The organism is Delftia sp. 60 (assembly GCF_002754395.1).
In the GTDB taxonomy this organism is placed as follows: Bacteria; Pseudomonadota; Gammaproteobacteria; order Burkholderiales; family Burkholderiaceae_C; genus Comamonas; species Comamonas acidovorans.
This window is the reverse complement of record NZ_PEFD01000001.1, coordinates 878,132-896,841: the sequence shown is the minus strand read 5'-3', so window position 1 is coordinate 896,841 and position 18,710 is coordinate 878,132. Positions and strand designations below refer to the sequence as shown.

19 protein-coding genes are annotated in these 18,710 nt (G+C 69.4%); 12 read left to right on the top strand and 7 right to left on the bottom strand.

From position 1 onward, the window contains the following. Positions 1-37: 37 nt before the first annotated feature. Positions 38-1,486 (bottom strand): LacI family DNA-binding transcriptional regulator, encoded by a 1,449-nt coding sequence (locus CLV01_RS04080; protein WP_257221189.1) that lies wholly within the window; start codon positions 1,484-1,486, stop codon positions 38-40. Between the two features lie 177 nt (positions 1,487-1,663). Here CLV01_RS04080 and CLV01_RS04075 point away from each other — a divergent pair, with 177 nt between their 5' ends. From CLV01_RS04075 to CLV01_RS04050, 6 genes are read left to right on the top strand one after another with little or no spacing between them, the layout of a single operon-like run. Beyond that, on the top strand, positions 1,664-2,653 hold the full coding sequence (locus CLV01_RS04075) for a substrate-binding domain-containing protein (protein WP_099734933.1): 990 nt from the start codon (positions 1,664-1,666) through the stop codon (positions 2,651-2,653). 13 nt (positions 2,654-2,666) lie between these two features. Further along, entirely contained in the window at positions 2,667-4,166 is a 1,500-nt protein-coding gene (locus CLV01_RS04070; RefSeq protein WP_099734934.1) for a sugar ABC transporter ATP-binding protein, read from the top strand. Beyond that, on the top strand, positions 4,159-5,199 hold the full coding sequence (locus tag CLV01_RS04065; RefSeq protein ID WP_099734935.1) for an ABC transporter permease: 1,041 nt from the start codon (positions 4,159-4,161) through the stop codon (positions 5,197-5,199). The genes CLV01_RS04070 and CLV01_RS04065 overlap by 8 nt, the downstream gene beginning before the upstream one ends. Next, on the top strand, positions 5,196-6,233 hold the full coding sequence (locus CLV01_RS04060; RefSeq protein ID WP_099734936.1) for an ABC transporter permease: 1,038 nt from the start codon (positions 5,196-5,198) through the stop codon (positions 6,231-6,233). Before CLV01_RS04065 ends, CLV01_RS04060 begins: the two co-directional genes overlap by 4 nt. Continuing rightward, entirely contained in the window at positions 6,230-7,099 is an 870-nt protein-coding gene (locus CLV01_RS04055) for a sugar phosphate isomerase/epimerase family protein (RefSeq protein WP_099734937.1), read from the top strand. The genes CLV01_RS04060 and CLV01_RS04055 overlap by 4 nt, the downstream gene beginning before the upstream one ends. Continuing rightward, the gene (locus CLV01_RS04050) at positions 7,096-7,737 is read left to right on the top strand and encodes a nucleoside/nucleotide kinase family protein (protein WP_099734938.1); all 642 of its coding nucleotides are present in this window, start codon (positions 7,096-7,098) and stop codon (positions 7,735-7,737) included. The genes CLV01_RS04055 and CLV01_RS04050 overlap by 4 nt, the downstream gene beginning before the upstream one ends. A gap of 36 nt (positions 7,738-7,773) precedes the next feature. On the opposite strand, the gene CLV01_RS04045 is transcribed toward CLV01_RS04050, so the two are convergent. The 4 genes from CLV01_RS04045 to CLV01_RS04030 form a co-directional block, all read right to left on the bottom strand. Continuing rightward, positions 7,774-8,355 carry a DUF6036 family nucleotidyltransferase gene (locus tag CLV01_RS04045; RefSeq protein WP_233174748.1) on the bottom strand — a complete coding sequence of 194 codons (582 nt, stop codon included), beginning with the start codon at positions 8,353-8,355 and terminating at the stop codon, positions 7,774-7,776. A 10-nt stretch (positions 8,356-8,365) separates the two neighbouring features. Further along, the gene (locus CLV01_RS04040) at positions 8,366-8,656 is read right to left on the bottom strand and encodes a hypothetical protein (RefSeq protein ID WP_034366457.1); all 291 of its coding nucleotides are present in this window, start codon (positions 8,654-8,656) and stop codon (positions 8,366-8,368) included. A gap of 97 nt (positions 8,657-8,753) precedes the next feature. Then, positions 8,754-10,355 (bottom strand): gamma-glutamyltransferase family protein, encoded by a 1,602-nt coding sequence (locus CLV01_RS04035; RefSeq protein ID WP_099734939.1) that lies wholly within the window; start codon positions 10,353-10,355, stop codon positions 8,754-8,756. 157 nt (positions 10,356-10,512) lie between these two features. Beyond that, complete coding sequence (locus CLV01_RS04030; protein WP_043825478.1) at positions 10,513-11,520, bottom strand: Bug family tripartite tricarboxylate transporter substrate binding protein; 1,008 nt, start codon at positions 11,518-11,520, stop codon at positions 10,513-10,515. Between the two features lie 153 nt (positions 11,521-11,673). Between CLV01_RS04030 and CLV01_RS04025 the strand changes: the two genes are divergently transcribed. The 5 genes from CLV01_RS04025 (at position 11,674) to CLV01_RS04005 (ending at position 15,072) form a co-directional block, all read left to right on the top strand. Next, complete coding sequence (locus tag CLV01_RS04025) at positions 11,674-12,594, top strand: LysR family transcriptional regulator (protein ID WP_034389667.1); 921 nt, start codon at positions 11,674-11,676, stop codon at positions 12,592-12,594. Between the two features lie 436 nt (positions 12,595-13,030). Continuing rightward, entirely contained in the window at positions 13,031-13,699 is a 669-nt protein-coding gene (locus CLV01_RS04020; protein WP_099734940.1) for a hypothetical protein, read from the top strand. Beyond that, on the top strand, positions 13,696-14,244 hold the full coding sequence (locus CLV01_RS04015) for a GTP-binding protein (protein WP_034389663.1): 549 nt from the start codon (positions 13,696-13,698) through the stop codon (positions 14,242-14,244). Before CLV01_RS04020 ends, CLV01_RS04015 begins: the two co-directional genes overlap by 4 nt. After that, complete coding sequence (locus CLV01_RS04010) at positions 14,234-14,617, top strand: roadblock/LC7 domain-containing protein (RefSeq protein WP_016449547.1); 384 nt, start codon at positions 14,234-14,236, stop codon at positions 14,615-14,617. The genes CLV01_RS04015 and CLV01_RS04010 overlap by 11 nt, the downstream gene beginning before the upstream one ends. Positions 14,618-14,712: 95 nt before the next feature. Beyond that, a complete protein-coding gene (locus CLV01_RS04005; protein WP_099734941.1) occupies positions 14,713-15,072 on the top strand; it encodes a hypothetical protein in 360 nt (119 codons plus the stop codon). Positions 15,073-15,099: 27 nt separating this feature from the next. On the opposite strand, the gene CLV01_RS04000 is transcribed toward CLV01_RS04005, so the two are convergent. Continuing rightward, positions 15,100-15,813 carry a Crp/Fnr family transcriptional regulator gene (locus CLV01_RS04000; protein ID WP_099734942.1) on the bottom strand — a complete coding sequence of 238 codons (714 nt, stop codon included), beginning with the start codon at positions 15,811-15,813 and terminating at the stop codon, positions 15,100-15,102. Between the two features lie 87 nt (positions 15,814-15,900). Between CLV01_RS04000 and CLV01_RS03995 the strand changes: the two genes are divergently transcribed. Further along, a complete protein-coding gene (locus CLV01_RS03995; RefSeq protein WP_099734943.1) occupies positions 15,901-17,934 on the top strand; it encodes an alkyl/aryl-sulfatase in 2,034 nt (677 codons plus the stop codon). Here CLV01_RS03995 and CLV01_RS03990 read toward each other — a convergent pair. Then, a complete protein-coding gene (locus tag CLV01_RS03990; protein WP_013804667.1) occupies positions 17,928-18,659 on the bottom strand; it encodes a uracil-DNA glycosylase in 732 nt (243 codons plus the stop codon). The two genes, CLV01_RS03995 and CLV01_RS03990, sit on opposite strands and share 7 nt — an antisense overlap. Between the last annotated feature and the right edge of the window lie 51 nt (positions 18,660-18,710).

Genomic DNA, 18,710 nt, shown 5'->3' with positions numbered 1-18,710 from the left:
GTACGTGGAACGCACGATGAACGAACGCCTGAGGGCTTTACTTGGCGGCCTCGAATTGGATGCGCCGTTCAGGCCGGCGCGCATAGGCAACGAATACGTCAGTGCCCGGTTCGACTTCGTGCAGACGGTGGGCGACAAGCCCCGCAAGATCATCAAGGCCCTGCATCTGGGTCAAAGCGATGCCAACGACATTGCTGCGCATGGCGACGTCTGGACCGGCAAGATCGCGCGACTGATCCGGCAGCGTGAATTGCCCGGAGACATCCTCGTCAACGTGAACCTGCCTCCACAGGACAAGCAGGCTCACAGGGAAGTCAGCCAGGACATCATGCGGGAGCTCGAGCACCACAAGGTGATCGTGGTGGCTGGCGAAGGCCAGTCCGCCATGCAGAGCATCAAGGAATTCGCGCAGCATTAGGCGCGGCCCTGCGGACCGCGCGTTTACTGGGCACAGCGCCGTCCAGCGGTCAGCCCTCCCCCACTCCACCAACTGCGGCCGCACCTGCACCACCTGCCCCGCGCGCAGACCGTCCCCATCGATGGCGCGGAAGGCCTCGGCCATCAGGCCTTCGACGTTCTGGCGCACCATGTGCACCGGAAAGCGCAGGCATTCGGCATAGGGGTCCCAGTCGTAGCTGCCAAAGCTGCATTGCGCCAGTTCCGCATCGGGCAGTGCGCGCAGGAAGCGGATGGCGCCTTGCAGCGTGATGCCCGATGAGAACAGCAGCGCGCGCGGCAGGCCGCCCAGGCGCTGGTAGAGCGCTGCCATGGCAAGGCGGGCCGCTTCGGGGTCGTAGCCGCAGCAGAGGATGTGCTCGTCCGCCACCGGCGTGTGGGGCGCCAGGGCTTCGCGAAAGCCGGCCAGGCGCTGCTCGGTGGCGTACTCCTTGCGGACGCCGCCCAGAAAGCAGATGGCGTCCTGCGGCGCAGCTGCCGGGGGCCTGGAGCGCGCCAGCAGCAGGCGCGTGAGTTCGGCCGCACCCCAGCGGTTGTCGCTGGTGACGGAGGGCGCCTTTTTCCCGGGCAGATCCACGTTGACATGGCGCACGCCGGCCTTGCGGCATTCGGCGCTGATGGCGTCGGGCCGGGTGGCGCCCGTGACGATGAGGTGCTCCACGCGAAAGGCGATCAGCGAGCGCACGGTCTCCACCTCCAGCGCGCCGTCACGCAGCGTACTGACCACCAACGGGCACAGGCCGCGCGCGTGGGCCATGCGCTCGAAGGCCTGGGACAGCGCGCCGAAGAAGCGGTCCTCGTGCGTGGGAATCACCATGCCGATCAGCCCCGAGCGCTGGCGGCGCAGGCCGCTGGCCTGGCGGTTCACGGCAAAGCTGTGTTCCTGCGCGAGCTGCTGCACGCGGCGCGCGGTCTCCTCGCTGATGCGCCGCGACTGCCAGCTGCCGTTGAGGATGGCGCTGACCGTCGAGGCCGAGGTGCCGGCCAGTTCGGCCAGGTCGTAGATGGTGGAGGTTCGGGGGCGGTTCACGGTGCTCTGCAGGGGTTGGGACGGGAGCGCTCGGCGGCCATCGTAGCCGCTGCGGCGGCGATTCGGGCGGACCGGCACCGGCACGCAGCAGCGGCCCGGGAAATCCCGCATCGGCAATGGAAGTCCATCTGTCTATAGTTTGCGCAATCGATTGTGCAAAACAGAGGGAGGAGCGCCATGTTCCATGGATTCAGCCGGTTCTCGAGGGCACTGTTGGCCTGCACCCTGGCGGCGCTGGCAGGCGCGGCCGGTGCCGAGGATGTGTCGGTGGTGGCCAAGGTCGGGGGCATTCCGTGGTTCAACGCCATGGAGACCGGCATCCGCAAGGCAGGCCGCGAGCTGGGTATCTCCAGCGGCATGGTCGGCCCCACCGAGGCCGATGCGGCCCAGCAGGTGCGCGCGGTCGAGGACCTGATCGCACGCCGCAGCAAGGTCATCGCCGTGGTGCCCAACGATGCCAGGGCACTGGAGCCCGTGTTCCGGCGTGCGCGCAGCGCGGGCATCAAGGTGCTCACGCACGAGTCGCCCGACCAGAAGGGCGCCGACTGGAACATCGAGCTGAGCAGCGTCGCGGGATTTGGCGAGCGCCACATGGACAGCCTGGGCAAGGCCATGGGTGGCGAGGGCAAGTACGTGGTCTTCGTGGGCTCGCTGACCGTGCCGCTGCACAACGCCTGGGCCGATGCGGCCATCGCCCACCAGAAAAAGCAGTGGCCGAAGATGCAGCTGGTGTCCGAGCGCTTCGGCGTGGCCGAGAGCCTGGACGACTCCTACCGCAGCGCCCAGGACCTGATGCGCGCCCACCCCGACCTCAAGGGCTTTCTGGCCTTCGGCAGCCAGGGCCCCATTGGCGCGGGCCGCGCGGTGGCCGATGCGCGCAAAGCCGACCGCATTGCCGTGGTGGGCTCGTTCTCGCCGGGCCAGGGGGCGAAGCTGGTGCGCGACGGCGTGATCCGCGAGGGCTTCATCTGGAACCCCGCGCTGGCCGGCGAGGTGATCGTGCATGTGGGCAAGATGCTGATCGACGGCCGCGAGCCCACGGACGGCATGGAGATACCGGGCCTGGGCACGGTCCAGGTGGACCGCGAGCGCCGCAACATCCAGGGCCAGAAGCTGGAGCCGATCAACCGGCAGACCATAGACCGGCTGGTCAGCCTGGGCCTGTGAGCCGCGCGCTGCCATGGATGCCACCACAACGGCGCTGGTCCGCATGCAGGCGATCACCGTGCGCTTTGGCGACGCCACCGCGCTGCATGCGCTGGACTGGGACGTGATGCCCGGCGAGGTGCACTGCCTGATGGGCAGCAACGGCAGCGGCAAGAGCACGGCGATCAAGGTGCTCAGCGGCGTGCACGCGCCGCAGCCGGGCGCGCGCATCGACATCGGCGGACAGACGGTGCAGCGGCTGGACCCGGCGCTGGCCAAGTCCCTGGGCATCCAGGTGATCTACCAGGACCTGTCGCTGTTTCCCAACCTGAGCGTGGCCGAGAACATCGCCTTCGACCAGGCCATGGGCCGCTGGTGGGCGCCCGTGCGCCGCAGGCGCCAGCGCGAGGCGGCCCAGGCCGTGATGCGGCGCCTGGGCATTGCGCTGCCGCTGGATGCGCGGGTGGGCGACCTGCCCATTGCGGGCCGCCAGCTTGTGGCCATCTGCCGGGGCATGGCGGCCCGGGCCAGGCTGCTGTTCATGGATGAGCCCACGGCCTCGCTCACGCGCGCCGAGGTCGATGCGCTGCTGGCCGTGGTGCGCCGGCTCCAGGCCGATGGCATGGCCATCGTCTTCGTGAGCCACAAGCTGGACGAGGTGATGGAGATCGCCGACCGCGTCACCGTGCTGCGCGACGGGCGCAAGCTCGGCACCTGGCCCGCCGAACAGTTGTCGGGTCGGCAACTGGCCGCGCTGATGACCGGGCAGGAAGTGGATGAGCGCCTGCATGCGCGCGACATGTCCGCCGCGCCCGCGCTGCTGGAAGTGCGCGGCCTGGGCCGCGACGGCGACTACGAGGACGTGAGCTTCGATGTGCGCGAAGGCGAGATCCTGGGCCTGACCGGGCTGCTGGGCGCGGGCCGCACCGAGCTGGCCCTGGGCCTGTTCGGCATGCGCCGGCCCGACCGCGGCAGCATCCGCCTGGGCGGCCGCAGGCCGGTGCTGCGCAGCAACCGCGACGCCATGGCGGCGGGCATTGCCTATGTGCCGGAGGACCGCCAGTCCATCGGCCTGAACCTGCGCCAGTCCGTGCAGGACAACCTGGTGCTGGCCATGCTGCCGCGCCTGTCCGGCCCGCTGGGCTGGCTGCCCGCCAGCCGCCGCGCCGCCACTGCGGCCCAGTGGCGCGACCGCCTGCACATGCGCCTGCCCGCGCTGGACGCGCCCGTGCACCAGCTGTCCGGCGGCAATGCCCAGCGCGTGGTGCTGGCCCGCTGGCTGGCGACCGCGCCACGCCTGCTGATCCTCGACTCGCCCACCGTGGGCGTGGACATCGGCAACCGCCAGGGCATCTTCGAGATCGTGCACGGGCTCGCCGCACGGGGCATGGCGGTGATCGTCATCTCGGACGAGGTGGCCGAGGTCCATGCCCACTGCGACCGCGTGCTGCACATGCGCGGCGGGCGCATGGCCGGCGAGTTCGTGCCGGGGGTGCATTCCGAAAGCCAGATCGAGGAGGCCGTCCATGCCTGAACACGCACACGCACACGCGCTGCTGCACCACCCCGTGGCCCGGCTCGGCCTGGCCATTGCCGCCATGGCCCTGCTGTTCGGCACCCTGGCGCCGGGCTTCTGGACGCTGGGCAACTGGATGGACCTGGCCGAGGGCGCATCGGTCACCGCCATCATGGCCGTGGGCCTGCTGGTGGTACTGGTCGCGGGCGGCATCGACATCTCGTTTGCGGCCACGGCCACGGTGGCGCAGTACCTTGCGGCCCTCGCGGCCACACGCCTGGGCTGGGCACCGGCGGCCAGCATCGCGCTGGGCCTGGCCACGGGACTGGCGCTGGGCGCATTCAACGCCCTGCTCATCCACCGCCTGCGCGCCACCTCCATCATCATCACCATCTCCACGCTGAACCTGTACTTCGCGCTGCTGATGCATGGCACGGGCGGGCGGTCCATCTACGACCTGCCGTCGTGGTGGAGCGACTCCGTGGTGCTGGCCCGCTTCGCAAGCGCCGAAGGCGCAGACCCCGTGCGCCTGACCCTGCCCATCGCCGTGGCCGCTGCGGCCGCCCTGCTGACCGCGCTGCTGCTGGGCCGCAGCGCGCTGGGGCGGCGCCTGTACGCCTTCGGCGGCAACCCCGAGGCCGCGCACCGCATGGGCATCGGGCTGGGCGCCATCCAGGGCGTGGCCTATGGCTGGCTGGGCATGATGGCGGCCATCGCAGGCCTGGTGCAGGCGCACCGCGTGGGCGAGTCGGTGCCCAACGCCCTGGTCGGCACGGAGCTGTTCGTGCTCGCGGCCGCCGTGCTGGGCGGCGCAAGCCTGTTCGGCGGCACGGGCAGCGTGGGCGGTGTGCTGATGGGCGTGCTGCTGCTGGCCGTGCTGCGCAACGGGCTGAACCTGCTGGGCGTGTCGCCGTATTTCTTTCAGGTGCTGCTGGGCGCCGTGGTGCTGGCCTGCGCCGCCGCAACGGGACTGCGGCGCACGCAGCGACGCAACCAGCAGCGCAGCGCTGACGCCACTCCTGCAGCGCCCTTGGCGGGGGCCGCGCCATGAACCGCAGCCCTGGCGCGCCGCTGGGCCTGCTCGCGCTGCTGGCGCTGCTGTGCGCCGTGTTTACGTTGCTGCTGCCCGGCAGCTTCGCCACCCTGGGCACGCTGCAATCGGTGCTGCTGCAAATCCCCGAGTTGGGCCTGCTGGCACTGGCGCAGATGCTGCCGCTGGTCAGTGGCGGCATCAACCTGGCCGTGGTCGCCAGCGCCAACATGGCGGGCCTGGCCATGGCCTGGGTGCTGGTGGGAGGCCTGTCGGCGCTGGGCCTGGACCTGTCGGGCCATGAGGGCCTGCTCATCGCCGCAGCACTGGCCGTGGGCGCCCTCGCCAGCCTGCTGGTGGGGCTGGCCAGCGGCTGGCTGGTGGCGCGCGTCAACGCCCATCCCATCCTCGTCACGCTGGGCACCATGTCGCTGATCAACGGCCTGTGCGTCTGGCTCACGCGCGGCAAGCCCATTGCAGGCTTTCCCGAGGCCTTCCAGGCCCTGGGCTCCGCCCAGTGGCTGGGCCTGCCGCTGCCGTTCTGGATCTTCGCGGCCGTGTGCATGCTGGTGGGCCTGTACCTGGGCAGCACACGCCACGGGCTGGCCATCCGCATGGTCGGCTCCAATGCCGAGGCCACGCGCCATGCGGGCATCGACACGCGCCGCGTGCTGATCGGCGTCTACACCCTGTCCACGCTGCTGTGCTGGATCGCGGCCGTGCTGATGATGGCGCGCTTCAACTCGGCCAGCGCGGGCTACGCCCAGTCCTACCTGCTGGTCACGGTGCTTGCGGCCATCCTGGGCGGCACCGATCCCATGGGCGGCTTCGGCCGGGTGTCGGGGCTGTTCGTCGCCCTGCTCATCCTGCAGGTGCTGTCCAGCGGGGTGAACCTGCTGGGCGCCAATGCCCAACTCACGCAGGCCCTGTGGGGCGCCACCATGATCGCCGCCGTGGCGGCACGCCACCTGCTGGCGCGCTGGCGGGGCCGTGCCCGGGCACCCGCCGAACCCTCCCCTTCACGCTCTCGCAGAGTCCACCCGGAGCCCCTATGAACCCCCTCGGCATCCACGCCCTTGTATGGGCCGGCGACCTGTCGCCGGCCTCAACCCGCCATGTGATCGAGCAGACGCGCCAGGCCGGTTACGACCTGGTCGAGCTGTCCCTTCACGGCCCCCGGCTCATGGACCTGGCGCTCACGCGTGATCTGCTGCAGGAGCACGGCCTGGGCGTGGGCTGCTCGCGGGGCCTGACCTTCGAGGCCGATGTCTCCAGCGAAGACCCCACCGTGGTCGCGCGCGGCCTGGCGCTGCTGCAAGAGGGCGTGGACATCACGGCGCGCCTGGGCGGGCGCTATTTCGGCGGCATCCTCTACGGCGCCATGGCGAAATACGGCCACCCCTGCACGCCACGGGGCCGGCGCAACGCGATCGAGGCCGTGCGACGCATTGCCGACTTCGCGGGCGAGCGCGGCGTCACGCTGGGCCTGGAGGTGGTCAACCGCTACGAAAGCAATCTGCTGAACACGGCCACGCAGGCGCTGGAGTTCATCGACGAAGTCGGCCAGCCCCATGTCTGCGTGCACCTGGACACCTACCACATGAACATCGAGGAAACCGACCTCGCCGCCCCCGTGCTGGCCTGCGGACAGCGGCTGGGCTATGTGCACATCGGCGAGAACCACCGCGGCTACCTGGGCGCGGGCCACATCGACTTCGCGCAGTTCTTCGGTGCGCTCGCGCAGATCGGCTACCAGGGCACCGTCACCTTCGAGAGTTTCTCGTCCGCCATCGTCAACGAGCAGCTGTCGAACGCGCTGGCCATCTGGCGCCCGATGTGGCAAGACGGCATGGACCTGGCCCTGCACGCACGCGGCTTCATGGCCGACGGGCTGGCCAGCGCGCGGCAGGCACGCGCATGACGGCCATCCTGCCGCCCGAAGCCCTGGCGCGTGCGTTTGCGCTGGCACGCTCCGCCCCCCGCCGCCTGCTGGGCCTGGCTGGCCCGCCCGGCGCAGGCAAGAGCACGGTCTGCGCCGCCCTGCTGCAGGCGCTGGGCCCGCTGGCGGCGGCCGTGCCCATGGATGGCTTCCACCTGGCGCAGTCCGCGCTGGAGCGCCTGGGCCGCGCGCAGCGCAAGGGCGCACCCGACACCTTCGACTCGGCCGGCTACGTGGCCCTGCTGCGCCGCCTGCACACGCCCGTGGCCGGTGAAACGGTCTACGCCCCCGAATTCCGGCGCGCCATCGAGGAGCCCATTGCAGGCGCCATCGCCATCGCGCCCGGCGTGCCCCTGGTCATCACCGAAGGCAACTACCTGCTGATGGCTGAACAGGATGCGCCGGGCACGCACTGGCATGCCGTGCGCGCGCTGCTGCACGAGGTCTGGTACGTGGACATGGACGACCGCCTTCGCATCGAACGCCTGACCCGCCGCCACGAACTCCACGGCCGCAGCCCCCAGGCCGCACGCGACTGGGTGGCGCAGGTGGACGAGCCCAATGCGCGCCGCATTGCGGCAACGCGGGGGCGGGCGGATTGGGTGTTGCGCTGGGGGTGAGCGGGGGAGCGAACACGGTTGCGGCAGCCAGGCCTTTCAGGGGGTGCCGGAGCGACCGCCCTCCTCCCGACGCGCCAATGCCACCGCGTCCCGCAAATTCAGCTTCAGCATGGCTTGTCCGCCGATGTAGCCGGCCAGGGCGCTTGTTGCGCGCTGCTCTATGGCATCGGCGCTGGTCAGCCCGAGCCGAACCAGGGCCGCGATGTCCTCTTTGTCGTTGTCGGCGAACCGGGCAATCTTGCTTACGGCAAGATCCACGGGAGAGAGGACATGCACGCGAATCTGGTCCACACCGAGGTCGATAGGGATGGCGTCATCCAGATAGTCCTCATGCATCAGCGCAAAGCTGGAGTTGTAGTTGGTGTCGAGGTAGACCACCTGCGGGGTGCCGTCCTCCAGCATCACCTCGACCATCAGGTCGTTCGGCAGATGGACGCGCCCGCCGAATTCCGCATCCACATCGGTAGTGACGCGGTCTGCTGTGTAGAGGTGAACGGCCATGCCGCCAGCCAGATAGACATTCAAGGGGCGGCCCAGCGCAAGCCGCTGCTCCAACTGCTTGAACAGCTCCCGCAGGCCTTCTGCCAGCGCCGTATGGGTATGAAAAATCGGGAGCATGGACATGGCCTCAGTGCCCACGCAGCCGAAGGCTGAGCATGTCGCGCAGACGGGGCAGGCTCAGAACCCAACCCCGCCTGACCACATCTTCCGATGGCAGTCTTTCTTCTGGATGCAAGGCGAAATATCGCTCGCTGGCCTGCATCAGGCTCGCAGATTCCTGGGGGAATCGTGAACGGACGATCATGGCGGCCAGGCGAAACACGTTGGCTTCGCGCTGGTCCTGGGCGGGCTGAGCACGCTCCCGGGCGACGAAGGAGCAGCGCGATAGCAGCGCCGATTCATCATCTCTGGCCGTCATTGCATCCACCTCCGTTCGCACCATGGCATCAAGATTTCGATGCCATGACTCTAAAGCGAACTCGATCTGCGCGGCAGGCCTTGGGGCTTTCGCGCCCTCAGAACGCCACCACGCCCCCGTCCTTGCGCGGGTCCGATCCGCCGATGTAGTGGTCGCCGTCGCGCAGCACCAGTTGTGCGCCGCCGAAGGCGAAGACGCCATGGCCTTCCTCCACCGTGACTTCGTGGCCGCGTGCGCGCAGGGCGGCGACGACCTCGGCGTCGAAGGCCGGCTCCACAGCCACGCCCTTGCCGCCCGTCACGCGCCAGCGCGGTGCGTCGGCGGCGGCCTGGGGGTTCTGGCCGTAGCGCAGCACGCGCAGGGCCATCTGCAGGTGGCCCTGGCTCTGCATGGGGCCGCCCATCACGCCAAAGGCCATCTGGGGCGTGCCGTCGGCGTTCATCGCAAAGGCCGGGATGATGGTGTGCGAGGGGCGCTTGCGCGGCGCGACCTCGTTGGCATGGCCGGCTTGCGTGGTGAAGCCGTAGCCGCGGTTTTGCAGGCTGATGCCGGTGCCCGGCACGACCACGCCCGAGCCGAAGCCCATGTAGTTGGACTGGATGAACGAGACCATCATGCCGCTGGCATCGGCCGCCGCCAGGTAGACCGTGCCGCCCGGGCGCGGTGCGCCGTAGGTGGGCGCGCTGGCGCGCTCGCGGTCAATGAGCGCCGCGCGTTCGCGCAGGTAGCCGGCATCCAGCAGATGGGCGGATTCGACGCGCATGTGGTCGCCGTCGGCGTTGTATTCGTGCAGGTCGGCCAGGGCCAGCTTCATGGCCTCGACCTGCAGGTGCACGGACTCCACGCCGTCCAGCGGCTCGGCGCCCACGCCCAGTGCGTCCAGCATGCCCAGCGCCATCAGCGCGGCAATGCCCTGGCCGTTGGGCGGGATCTCGTGGATCACCGAATCGCCAAAGGTCTGCGACACCGTGCCGACCCAGTCGGCCTGGTGGGCGGCCAGGTCGGCCTCGGTCATGGCGCCGCCGCAGGCCTTGGCGTGCTCGGCCATCGAGCGCGCCAGTGCGCCACGGTAGAAGGATTCGCCCTTGGTGGCGGCGATCTCCTCCAGCGTGCGCGCATGGGCTTCGCTGCGGAAGACCTCGCCCGCCTTGGGGGCCTTGCCATCGGGCAGGAAGCATTCGGCAAAACCGGGCTGGTCGCCGAGCTTGGCTCCGCCCAGCGCCCACAGCGTGGCGATGGTGGGCGAGACCGCAAAGCCGTCGCGCGCATAGCGGATGGCGGGCTGGGCCAGTTGCTCGAACGGCAGCTTGCCGAAGCGGCGCGACAGCTCCACCCAGGCCGAGACGGCACCGGGCACGGTGACGGCGTTCCACCCCTTCTCGGGGATGCCGCCCAGCGCGGCGAAGTACTCGGGCGTCCAGGCTTCGGGCGAGCGGCCCGAGGCATTGAGGCCGTGCAGCTCCTTGCCATCCCACAGGATGCAGAAGGCATCGCTGCCCAGGCCGCAGCCCGTGGGCTCGACCACGGTCAGCGCCATGGCCGTGGCAATGGCCGCATCCACGGCATTGCCGCCGGCCAGCAGCATGGACAGGCCGGCCTGCGCGGCCAGCGGCTGCGAGGTGGAGACCATGTTGCGGCCCAGCACCGAAGAGCGGTGCGAGGCGTAGGGAAGTGTCCAATCCGTAACAGTGCTTGTCATATCAATTTCCATAGCGCCAACGCGCCACCGATAGCTTGAGGAACCGCAGGCACGGCCCAGCTCAGGGACGCCAAGCAAGGGCCGCCCCGCAGCAAGGGCGTCGTCCCCCTCCCGCAGGAGAGGGGGAAGCGGCAAAGCCGCTCAGAGGGTGCTTCACTCAATCCAATGTGATTTTGTTGTCTTTGATGACCTGCGCCCAGCGCGCGCTGTCGGCCTGCACCATGGCAGCGAACTGCGCGGGCGTGCGGGGCGATGCGGCCTCGACGCCCTGCTTGGCCAGGCTGGCCACCACCTCGGGATTCTGGATGGCCTTGTTGAAGGCCTGATTGATCCGCGCCACCAGCTCGGGCTTCATGCCGGCCGGACCATAGACGCCGAACCAGGTGACCGAAGAATAGCCAGGCAGGCCGGACTCGGCCACCGTGGGCAGGTCGGGCGCCAGCGCGCTGCGCTTGTCGCCGGTCACGGCCAGGGCGCGCAGGCGGCCGCTGGCCACATGGGGCATGCCGGTGGGAATGGAGTCGAACAGCAGGTGCACCTGGCCAGCGGCCAGGTCGGTGATGGACTGGGCCGTGCCCTTGTAAGGCACATGGGTCAGCTGCAGGCCCGCGCGCGCCGCGAAGGCCGCCGCGTTCAGGTGGACGATGGTGCCGTTGCCGCTGCTGGCGTAGTTGAGGGCGCCCGGATGGGCCTTGGCATAGGCGATCAACTCCTGCACGTTGCGCACGGGCAGCGAGGGCGTGACCAGCAGGATGCTGGCCGCGCCGCCGATCTCGGCAATGGGCGTGAAATCCTTGTCGGCCTTGTAGGCCAGACGGGTCATCAGATGCGGCGAGATGGCATGCGTGCTGCTGGTGGTGAACAGCAGCGTGTAGCCGTCCGGCGAGGCCTTGGCCGCCTCGCCCGTGCCGATGGTGCCGCCCGCGCCGGGGCGGTTGTCGATGACCAGCTGCTGGCCCAGGTCCTGGGACATGCGCTGCGCCACCACGCGCGCCACGAGGTCGGTGGCGCCGCTGGCCGGAAAGGGCACGACCAGGCGCACCGGGTGCGAGGGCCAGGACGCCTGGCCCTGTGCCACGGCGGGCAGGGCGATGGCGCCAGCCAGGGCACAGGCTGCAGCCACGATGGCGCGGCGTGGAAGTAAAACGCTGGGCAATGCCTTCATGGGCACACTCCTGGACAGGGGTTGGACGGCTGCAGCCGCTGCTCCCCAGCAACGCCGCAACAGGCCATCGTAGAACCCTCGCCCCTTTGCCGCCATCAGCAAATTTGCAAACCTGCGTTGCCTCTGCGGCAAATTGATGACAATCGGGGCGACATGCCCGACGCCCGCCACCTTCTTTTGCAGGACACCGCGCTGCGCTACTTCCACGAAGTGGCGCAATGCGGATCGCTGACCGAGGCCTCGGCGCGGCTGCATGTGGCGGCCTCGGCCATCAGCCGCCAGATCGCGGCGCTGGAGGGGCTGCTGGGCACGCCGCTGTTCGAACGCCACCCGCGCGGCATGGTGCTCAATGCGGCCGGCGAGATCCTGGCCGACCATGTGCGCCGCGCCGGCCTGGATGCCGAGCGTGCGCTGGGCGAGATCGAGGCCCTGCAGGGGCTGCGCAGCGGTCGCGTGCGCATCGCAAGCTCCGATGCCTTTGCCAACGAATTCCTGCCGCGCCTGTGCGCAGCGTTCCAGCGCGCGCATGCCGGCATCGTCTTCGAGGTGATGGTGCTGCCCACGCCTGCCGTGCCAGAGGCCGTGCGCAGCGGCACGGCCGACATCGGCCTGTGCTTCAGCCGCGCGCCTGAAAAAGGCATTGCCGTGGCCTGCCGCGTGGCCGCGCCGCTGGTGGCCCTGGTCGCCCCCGGCCATGCGCTGGCGCAGGCCCGCCGCCTGTCGCTGGCCCAATTGGTGCGCCATCCGCTGGCGCTCACGCCGGCCGACACGGCCGTGCGCCAGCTGCTGGACGCCGCCTGCAGCCGCCAGGGCCTGATGCTGATGCCGGTGATGGAGAGCAACCACGGCAAGACCCTGCTGAACTTTGCAGCCCAGGGCGCCGCCGTGGCCGTGGCCAGCGAGATCGCCGCGCGCCACATGGTGGCCACAGGCGCACTGGTGGCCGTGGCGCTCAGCGACCGGGGCATGGACCTGCGCGACATCGAGGTGCAGACCCTGGCCGGCCGCACGCTGCCGCATGCGGCGCAGTCCTTCCTGGAAATGCTGCAGCTGCGGTTGCCCGGTCCCTGGTAACCGGAGGGCATCGCGGGCAGCGCCCGCCAGACACCACGGAAACAGGGCCGGCCAGAAAAGAGACCACAGTCCGAACATGGGCGGAGGGGCAAAACTCGGAAAGCTCCGGTTTTTACTGCCCTGCAGACCCGTGATTCCTCCATCGCCCTGATCGGTCCACCGAAGACGGGAGCGGATCGGGCATGAATCGGATAGGACTACTCTGATTCTGACTCAGCCGATTCGGATTCTCCTGCGCGACCGGACAGCCAGCCGCCGGCGCCGTTCCTATCATTCGCATCTCTGTCGCCGGGCTTCCTTTACGGAACCCCTTGACTCCCGCTCCTGAATGAATACACGGACAACCCGGCCATCTCCGGACCTGCAAACAAGAGGCAAGGCATGTACACGAACCAGGCCGGAGGGCGCAAGCGGCAATTGCAGCGGGAGGCACAGCATGGATGAGCGAACCGAACTGACCTTCATGCTGCATGGCCTGTCGGACCGCGACGCCAAGCTGTTCCGCTCCTATGTGCTGATGGTGAATCACCGCACACGGCACCGCTGGACGTGGCGCGAATCCCAGGCGGACATGACGGTGGCGCATGGCGAACTGGCCGAAGCGCCTGCCGCCCCGCCCGCGTTGACGCTGCGCGTGGGCGGGCAGCCCAAGGGGGCCTTTCCTGCGGGCGGCCATCTGAGCATGCCCCTGCGCTCCGATGCGCTGGAGGAATGCCTCAACACCATGGGCGCACGCATCCTGTCGGTGCACGGCAAACCGGCCAGCGCCAAGGCACACGCCAGCGGCCTGCACACGCAGCATCAGCTGATGCTGCTGCAGCTGCGGCGCTGGCCGTCGCCGCAACTGCTGACGAGATCCCACCATATCCGCCTGGCCACCTTGCTGACAGGCCAGCCCACGACGATGCAGACCCTGTGCCAGCGCTCGGGCCTGCCGCCCGAGATCTGTGCCGGTTTTCTGAACGAGCTGGACGCCGCCGGCCTGCTGCGCTGGGCCTCGGCCCGCCCGCCCGCCGCACCGCCCCCCGGCAACCCTGCGCCGGACAGGGGCGTGCTCGAACGCATACGCCTTCGCCTGGCCCGGTTTGCAGGAGCGCGCCCATGAGCGAACTCAAGATCCTGATTTCCGGCCCTCCAGGCGCAGGCAAGACCACGGCCATCCGCTGCGTCAGCGAGATCGCCCCCGTGAGCACCGACGTGCGCAACACCGATGACACCCTGGACAAGGCGCTGACGACGGCCGGCATGGACTATGGCGAGCTGACCCTGGACAACGGCGAGAAGCTGTACCTCTACGGCACGCCCGGGCAGGAGCGCTTTGACTTCATGTGGCGCATCCTCTCGCGCGGCGCGCTGGGCGTGATCTTGCTGATCGACAACAGTCGCTCCGATCCGCTGGCCGACCTGGATATCTATGTCCAGGGCCTGTCCGATGCCTTGCGCAGCACGGCATGCGTGGTGGCGGTATGCCGCATGCAGGAGTACACAGCGCCTGATCTGGACAGCTTTGCCGTGCACCTGCAATCGCGCGGCCTGCTGTGCCCCGTGGTGCCGGCCGATGTGCGCAACCCCCAGCAGGTGGTGGCCCTGATCGAGCTGTTGCTGCTGCAGATTGAAGCCCTTGCCCAGGAGAAGTCCCATGAAGAATGACGCTGCCTTGAAGGCTGCAGCCCAGGCGGCGGTGCAGTCGCTGATGAGCAGGTTGCACGGCGTGCGTGGCTGCGTGGTCAGCACCGAGGACGGCTTCGAGGTGGCCGCCCGTGCGCAAGGCCAGGGCAGCACGGCGCGGCTGTCGGCCATGGCCAGCTCGATGGCGGCGCTGGGCATGATCGCCGGCGAGGAGAACCAGCTCGGGCATTGCGCCAACGTGGTGGTCGAGGCGGCCGAGGGCTTCATCGTCATGCTGCAGGCACAGCGCCCGGGCCTGACGCTGGTCATCAGCGTGGTGGCCTCGCGCGAGGCCGTTCTGGGCCAGGTTCTCTATGTCTCGCGCGAGGCCGTGCGGACGCTGGAACAAGCGTGATGGCAAAGGCAGGCAAGGGCTGCTCATATGCATCCGGCAAGAAGGCACCGCGAAGGTGCAGAACATTTTCGCAACACAAGGGAGTTAGGAAAACAATGGCCAATATCAAGCAAACCATGGATGAACTGATGCGCTGCGACGGCGCCATGTGCGCTGCACTGGTGGACTACAACAGCGGCATGATCCTGGGGCAGGACGGATCGGGCGTGGACCTGGAGCTGGCTGCCGCCGGCAACACCGAACTGGTGCGCGCCAAACTCAAAACCATGCGCTCGCTGGGCCTGGAAGACACCATCGAGGACATCCTCATCACGCTGAGCAGGCAGTACCACATCCTGCGCCCCTCCACCCACCACGAGGGCCTGTTCCTGTACCTGGTGCTCGACAAGACCAAGGCCAATCTCGCGCTGGCGCGCCGCAAGGTGCAGGACGTGGAGAATGCGCTGGTGGTCTGAACAACAGCCCTTGACTGGCTGCGCCGCTCAGAACCGCTCGGCGCACAGCGCCTGCCACTGCAGGATCTCGATCTCGCCGCGCTGCACCCGGATGAGGCCGCGCGCCTGCAGGCCCTGCAGCAGCACGTTGGTGGTCTGGCGCGAGATCGACAGCATGCGCGCCAGTTGCTCCTGCGTGATATCCAGGCGCGGCCGGGCCGGCACATCGTCCAGCCGCTCGCCGTAGCCACGCGCCATGGCCACCAGGCGGCGCGCCAGGCGCTGGGGTGCGGGCAGCAGGGCCAGGTCCTCCAGCGCCGCGAAGGCCGCCCGCATGCGCCCCGACATCAGCACGCCCAGGTCATGCCAGTGCGCGGGGTGCTGCCGCAGCCAGTCCAGCAGCGGCTGGCGTGGCACCTGCAGCACCACGCTGGGCTCCATGGCGTGGGCATCGTGGGTGCGCGGCGAACCGTCGAACAGCGCGATCTCGCCAAACCAGGTGGCCGGTCCCATGCGCGTGAGCAGCGCCTCGCGCGCCTGCTCGCTCTGGCCACCCACACCGGAGAAACCGATGCTGCCCCGGACCACGGCGAACAGCCCACCCTCCAGCGCATCGCCGCGCAGGAACAGGGCCTCGCCCGTCTCCAGGCTGCGCGGCTGGGCCAGCGCCAGCAGCAAATCGGCAAACTGCGGCGCCAGTGCGCTGAACCAGCGACCGGCGCGCAGCGTGGGCAGGTAGGAAGAGGCGAGGGAAGCTTGCATGGAAAGGGATGTCGGGTGGCTGACAGACACAGCCGGCGGGCCTGCGTATTTTCGCCGCTGACATCGAACATGCCAGGAGACCTTTCCATGCAAGCCTCACACCCCCTGCCCCGCGCGCTGGCGCGCCCTTCCCGCCTGCTGGCCAGCCTGGCCACAGCCGCTTTGCTGGGCGCTTGCGCCCACGGCAGCCTGCCCGTCTCCGACATGGCCAGGCCCCAGCCGGCCAGCGCCGCCACGCGCGCGGCCCAGCAGGCGGCCTTGGCGCAGCAGCCGCTGGACGATGCGCAGGCCATGGAGGACGCCCGGCGCGGCCTGATCGCACCGGCCGACACCCTGGTCGTGCGCAATGCCCAGGGCCGTCCCATCTGGAGCATGCAGTCCTATGCCTTCCTGGAGCAGGACCAGGCGCCCGACACCGTGCACCCCGCGCTGTGGCGCCAGGCCCAGCGCAACCGCGTCAGCGGCCTGTTCCAGGTGACCGACAGGCTCTACCAGGTGCGCGGCCTGGACCTGTCGAACATGAGCATCATCGAGGGCGAGACCGGCCTGATCGTGGTCGATCCGCTGATGTACACCGAGACCGCCCAGGCCGCCATGGACCTGTACTTCCAGCACCGCCCGCGCAAGCCCGTGGTGGCCGTCGTCTACTCGCACAGCCATGTGGACCATTTCGGCGGCGTGCGCGGCGTGGTGCGCCAGGAAGAGGTGGATGCGGGCCGCGTGCAGGTCATCGCCCCAGCGGGCTTCATGGCCGAGGCCGTGGGCGAGAACGTGATCGCCGGCCACGCCATGGGCCGGCGCGCGCTCTACCAGTTCGGCATGCTGCTGCCGCGCGATGCCAGGGGACAGGTGGACGCAGGGCTGGGCAAGGCGGGTGCGCCCGGCACCATGGGGCTGATCGCGCCCACGCGCGTGATCGACAAGCCGCGCGAGACCCTGCGCATCGACGGCGTGGACATCGAGTTCGCGCTCACCCCCGGGGCCGAGGCGCCGGCCGAGATGATCATGTACTACCCCCAGCTCAAGGTGCTGAACATGGCCGAGATCGCCGTGCACACCCAGCACAACCTGCTGCCGCTGCGCGGCGCCCAGGTGCGTGACGCGCTGGGCTGGTCGCGCCACCTGAACGACGCCCTGCACACCTATGGCGGCAAGGCCGAGATCATGATTGCCCAGCACCACTGGCCGGTCTGGGGCCAGCCCCGGCTGCAGCACCTGCTGGCCGGCCAGCGCGACACCTACAAATACCTGCACGACCAGACCGTGCGCCTCATGAACCACGGCTACGTGGGCTCGGAGATCGCCGAGATGCTGAAGATGCCCGAATCCCTGGCCCGCGACGGCGCAACGCATGCCTTCTACGGCCACCTGCGCCACAACATCCGCGCCATCTACCAGCACTACCTGGGCTACTACGAAGGCAACCCGGCCCAGCTGGAGGCGCTGCCGCCCGTGCCCGCCGCGCGCAAGACCGTGGAATACATGGGTGGCGCCGACGCCGTGCTGCGCCGTGCGCAGGCCGACTACGAGCGCGGCGAATACCGCTGGGTTGCGCAGATCGCCTCGCAACTGGTCTTTGCCGACCCGGCCAACCAGGCCGCGCGCCGCCTGGCGGCCAATGCCTATGAACAGCTGGGCTACCAGATGGAATCGGCCACGGCCCGCAACGCCTTCCTGCAGGGCGCGGCGGAACTGCGCCAGGGCGTGCCCCAGCTGCCCAGGCCCGGCAGCACCGCGCGCGACCTGGTGCGCAGCCTGCCGCTGGAGATGTTCTTCGACTACCTGGGCGTGCGGCTGGACGCCGGCAAGGCCGCAGGCCAGCGCATCGTGCTCAACTGGACCTTCACCGACACCGGCGAGCAGCGCAGCCTGAACCTGGAGAACAGCGCCCTCACCCAGAGCCCGGGCCTTGCGCCCGCCGCCCATGCCAGCCTGCGCCTGACGCGCGCCACGCTGGACGCCATTGCAGGCCAGGAGACCACGATGGCCGAGGCCATCAAGAGCGGCCAGCTGCGCATCGAGGGCGACGCCTCCAAGGTAGCGGCGCTCATGTCCATGCTGGACCGCTTCGACAGCGTGTTCCCCATGGTGGAGCCACGCCCCGAGCGGGCCGCTCAGTAACCGTGCTGGGCGCGGAAGTCGCGCGCCTTGCCGAAGTGCCCGTTGCCGATGAAGGGCACGGGCGGGCGCAGCGCCGACAGCGGCGAGGGATGGTTGCTGGTCAGCACCAGATGGCCCCGGTCGGCCGGAATGAAGGCGCGCTTGGACTGCGCATGGCTGCCCCAGAGCATGAAGACCACGGGCCGCTCGCCCTGGGCGATGTGTCGGATCACCGCATCGGTCAGCAGCTCCCAGCCCTTGCCCGAGTGGCTGGCCGCCTGGCCTTCTTCCACCGTGAGACAGGTGTTGAGCAGCAGCACGCCGTTCCTGGCCCACTTGACCAGGCTGCCGCCCGGGTTGGGGAACGGCGGAAAGGGCACGCCCAGGTCACGCTGCATCTCCTTGAAGATGTTCTGCAGCGAGGGCGGCATGCGCACGCCCGGCGCCACCGAGAACGACAGGCCTTCGGCCTGCCCCCGGCCGTGGTAGGGGTCCTGCCCCAGGATGACCACGCGCACCTCCTCGGGCGGGGTCAGCTCCAGCGCGCGCAGCGGCTGGGGTGGAAAGATCACGGCGCCGGCTTCCAGGCGCTGGTGCAGAAAGGTCAGCAGCTGCTGGCCCGTGGCACCCGCGAAGAAGTCCTCGACCAGGGGCTGCCAGTCGGGCGCAACGGGCCAGTCGGCGGGATCGGCGGATTGGAGTTGGTCGGCTTGCGCCGGGGCGATTGCGTCGTCTTGAAGGGCCATGGCGGATGGGGCACCAGCACGCGCATGGCGCGCGATGGCGTCTTCTCAAAG

What these genes read in the sequence shown, in the direction of transcription:
- CLV01_RS04075 (WP_099734933.1), top strand. Translation starts at nt 1,664, where the DNA reads ATGTTCCATGGATTCAGCCGGTTCTCGAGGGCACTGTTGGCCTGCACC.
- CLV01_RS04070 (WP_099734934.1), top strand. Translation starts at nt 2,667, where the DNA reads ATGGATGCCACCACAACGGCGCTGGTCCGCATGCAGGCGATCACCGTG.
- CLV01_RS04065 (WP_099734935.1), top strand. Translation starts at nt 4,159, where the DNA reads ATGCCTGAACACGCACACGCACACGCGCTGCTGCACCACCCCGTGGCC.
- CLV01_RS04060 (WP_099734936.1), top strand. Translation starts at nt 5,196, where the DNA reads ATGAACCGCAGCCCTGGCGCGCCGCTGGGCCTGCTCGCGCTGCTGGCG.
- CLV01_RS04055 (WP_099734937.1), top strand. Translation starts at nt 6,230, where the DNA reads ATGAACCCCCTCGGCATCCACGCCCTTGTATGGGCCGGCGACCTGTCG.
- CLV01_RS04050 (WP_099734938.1), top strand. Translation starts at nt 7,096, where the DNA reads ATGACGGCCATCCTGCCGCCCGAAGCCCTGGCGCGTGCGTTTGCGCTG.
- CLV01_RS04045 (WP_233174748.1), bottom strand. Translation starts at nt 8,355, where the DNA reads ATGCTCCCGATTTTTCATACCCATACGGCGCTGGCAGAAGGCCTGCGG.
- CLV01_RS04040 (WP_034366457.1), bottom strand. Translation starts at nt 8,656, where the DNA reads ATGACGGCCAGAGATGATGAATCGGCGCTGCTATCGCGCTGCTCCTTC.
- CLV01_RS04035 (WP_099734939.1), bottom strand. Translation starts at nt 10,355, where the DNA reads ATGACAAGCACTGTTACGGATTGGACACTTCCCTACGCCTCGCACCGC.
- CLV01_RS04030 (WP_043825478.1), bottom strand. Translation starts at nt 11,520, where the DNA reads ATGAAGGCATTGCCCAGCGTTTTACTTCCACGCCGCGCCATCGTGGCT.
- CLV01_RS04025 (WP_034389667.1), top strand. Translation starts at nt 11,674, where the DNA reads ATGCCCGACGCCCGCCACCTTCTTTTGCAGGACACCGCGCTGCGCTAC.
- CLV01_RS04020 (WP_099734940.1), top strand. Translation starts at nt 13,031, where the DNA reads ATGGATGAGCGAACCGAACTGACCTTCATGCTGCATGGCCTGTCGGAC.
- CLV01_RS04015 (WP_034389663.1), top strand. Translation starts at nt 13,696, where the DNA reads ATGAGCGAACTCAAGATCCTGATTTCCGGCCCTCCAGGCGCAGGCAAG.
- CLV01_RS04010 (WP_016449547.1), top strand. Translation starts at nt 14,234, where the DNA reads ATGAAGAATGACGCTGCCTTGAAGGCTGCAGCCCAGGCGGCGGTGCAG.
- CLV01_RS04005 (WP_099734941.1), top strand. Translation starts at nt 14,713, where the DNA reads ATGGCCAATATCAAGCAAACCATGGATGAACTGATGCGCTGCGACGGC.
- CLV01_RS04000 (WP_099734942.1), bottom strand. Translation starts at nt 15,813, where the DNA reads ATGCAAGCTTCCCTCGCCTCTTCCTACCTGCCCACGCTGCGCGCCGGT.
- CLV01_RS03995 (WP_099734943.1), top strand. Translation starts at nt 15,901, where the DNA reads ATGCAAGCCTCACACCCCCTGCCCCGCGCGCTGGCGCGCCCTTCCCGC.
- CLV01_RS03990 (WP_013804667.1), bottom strand. Translation starts at nt 18,659, where the DNA reads ATGGCCCTTCAAGACGACGCAATCGCCCCGGCGCAAGCCGACCAACTC.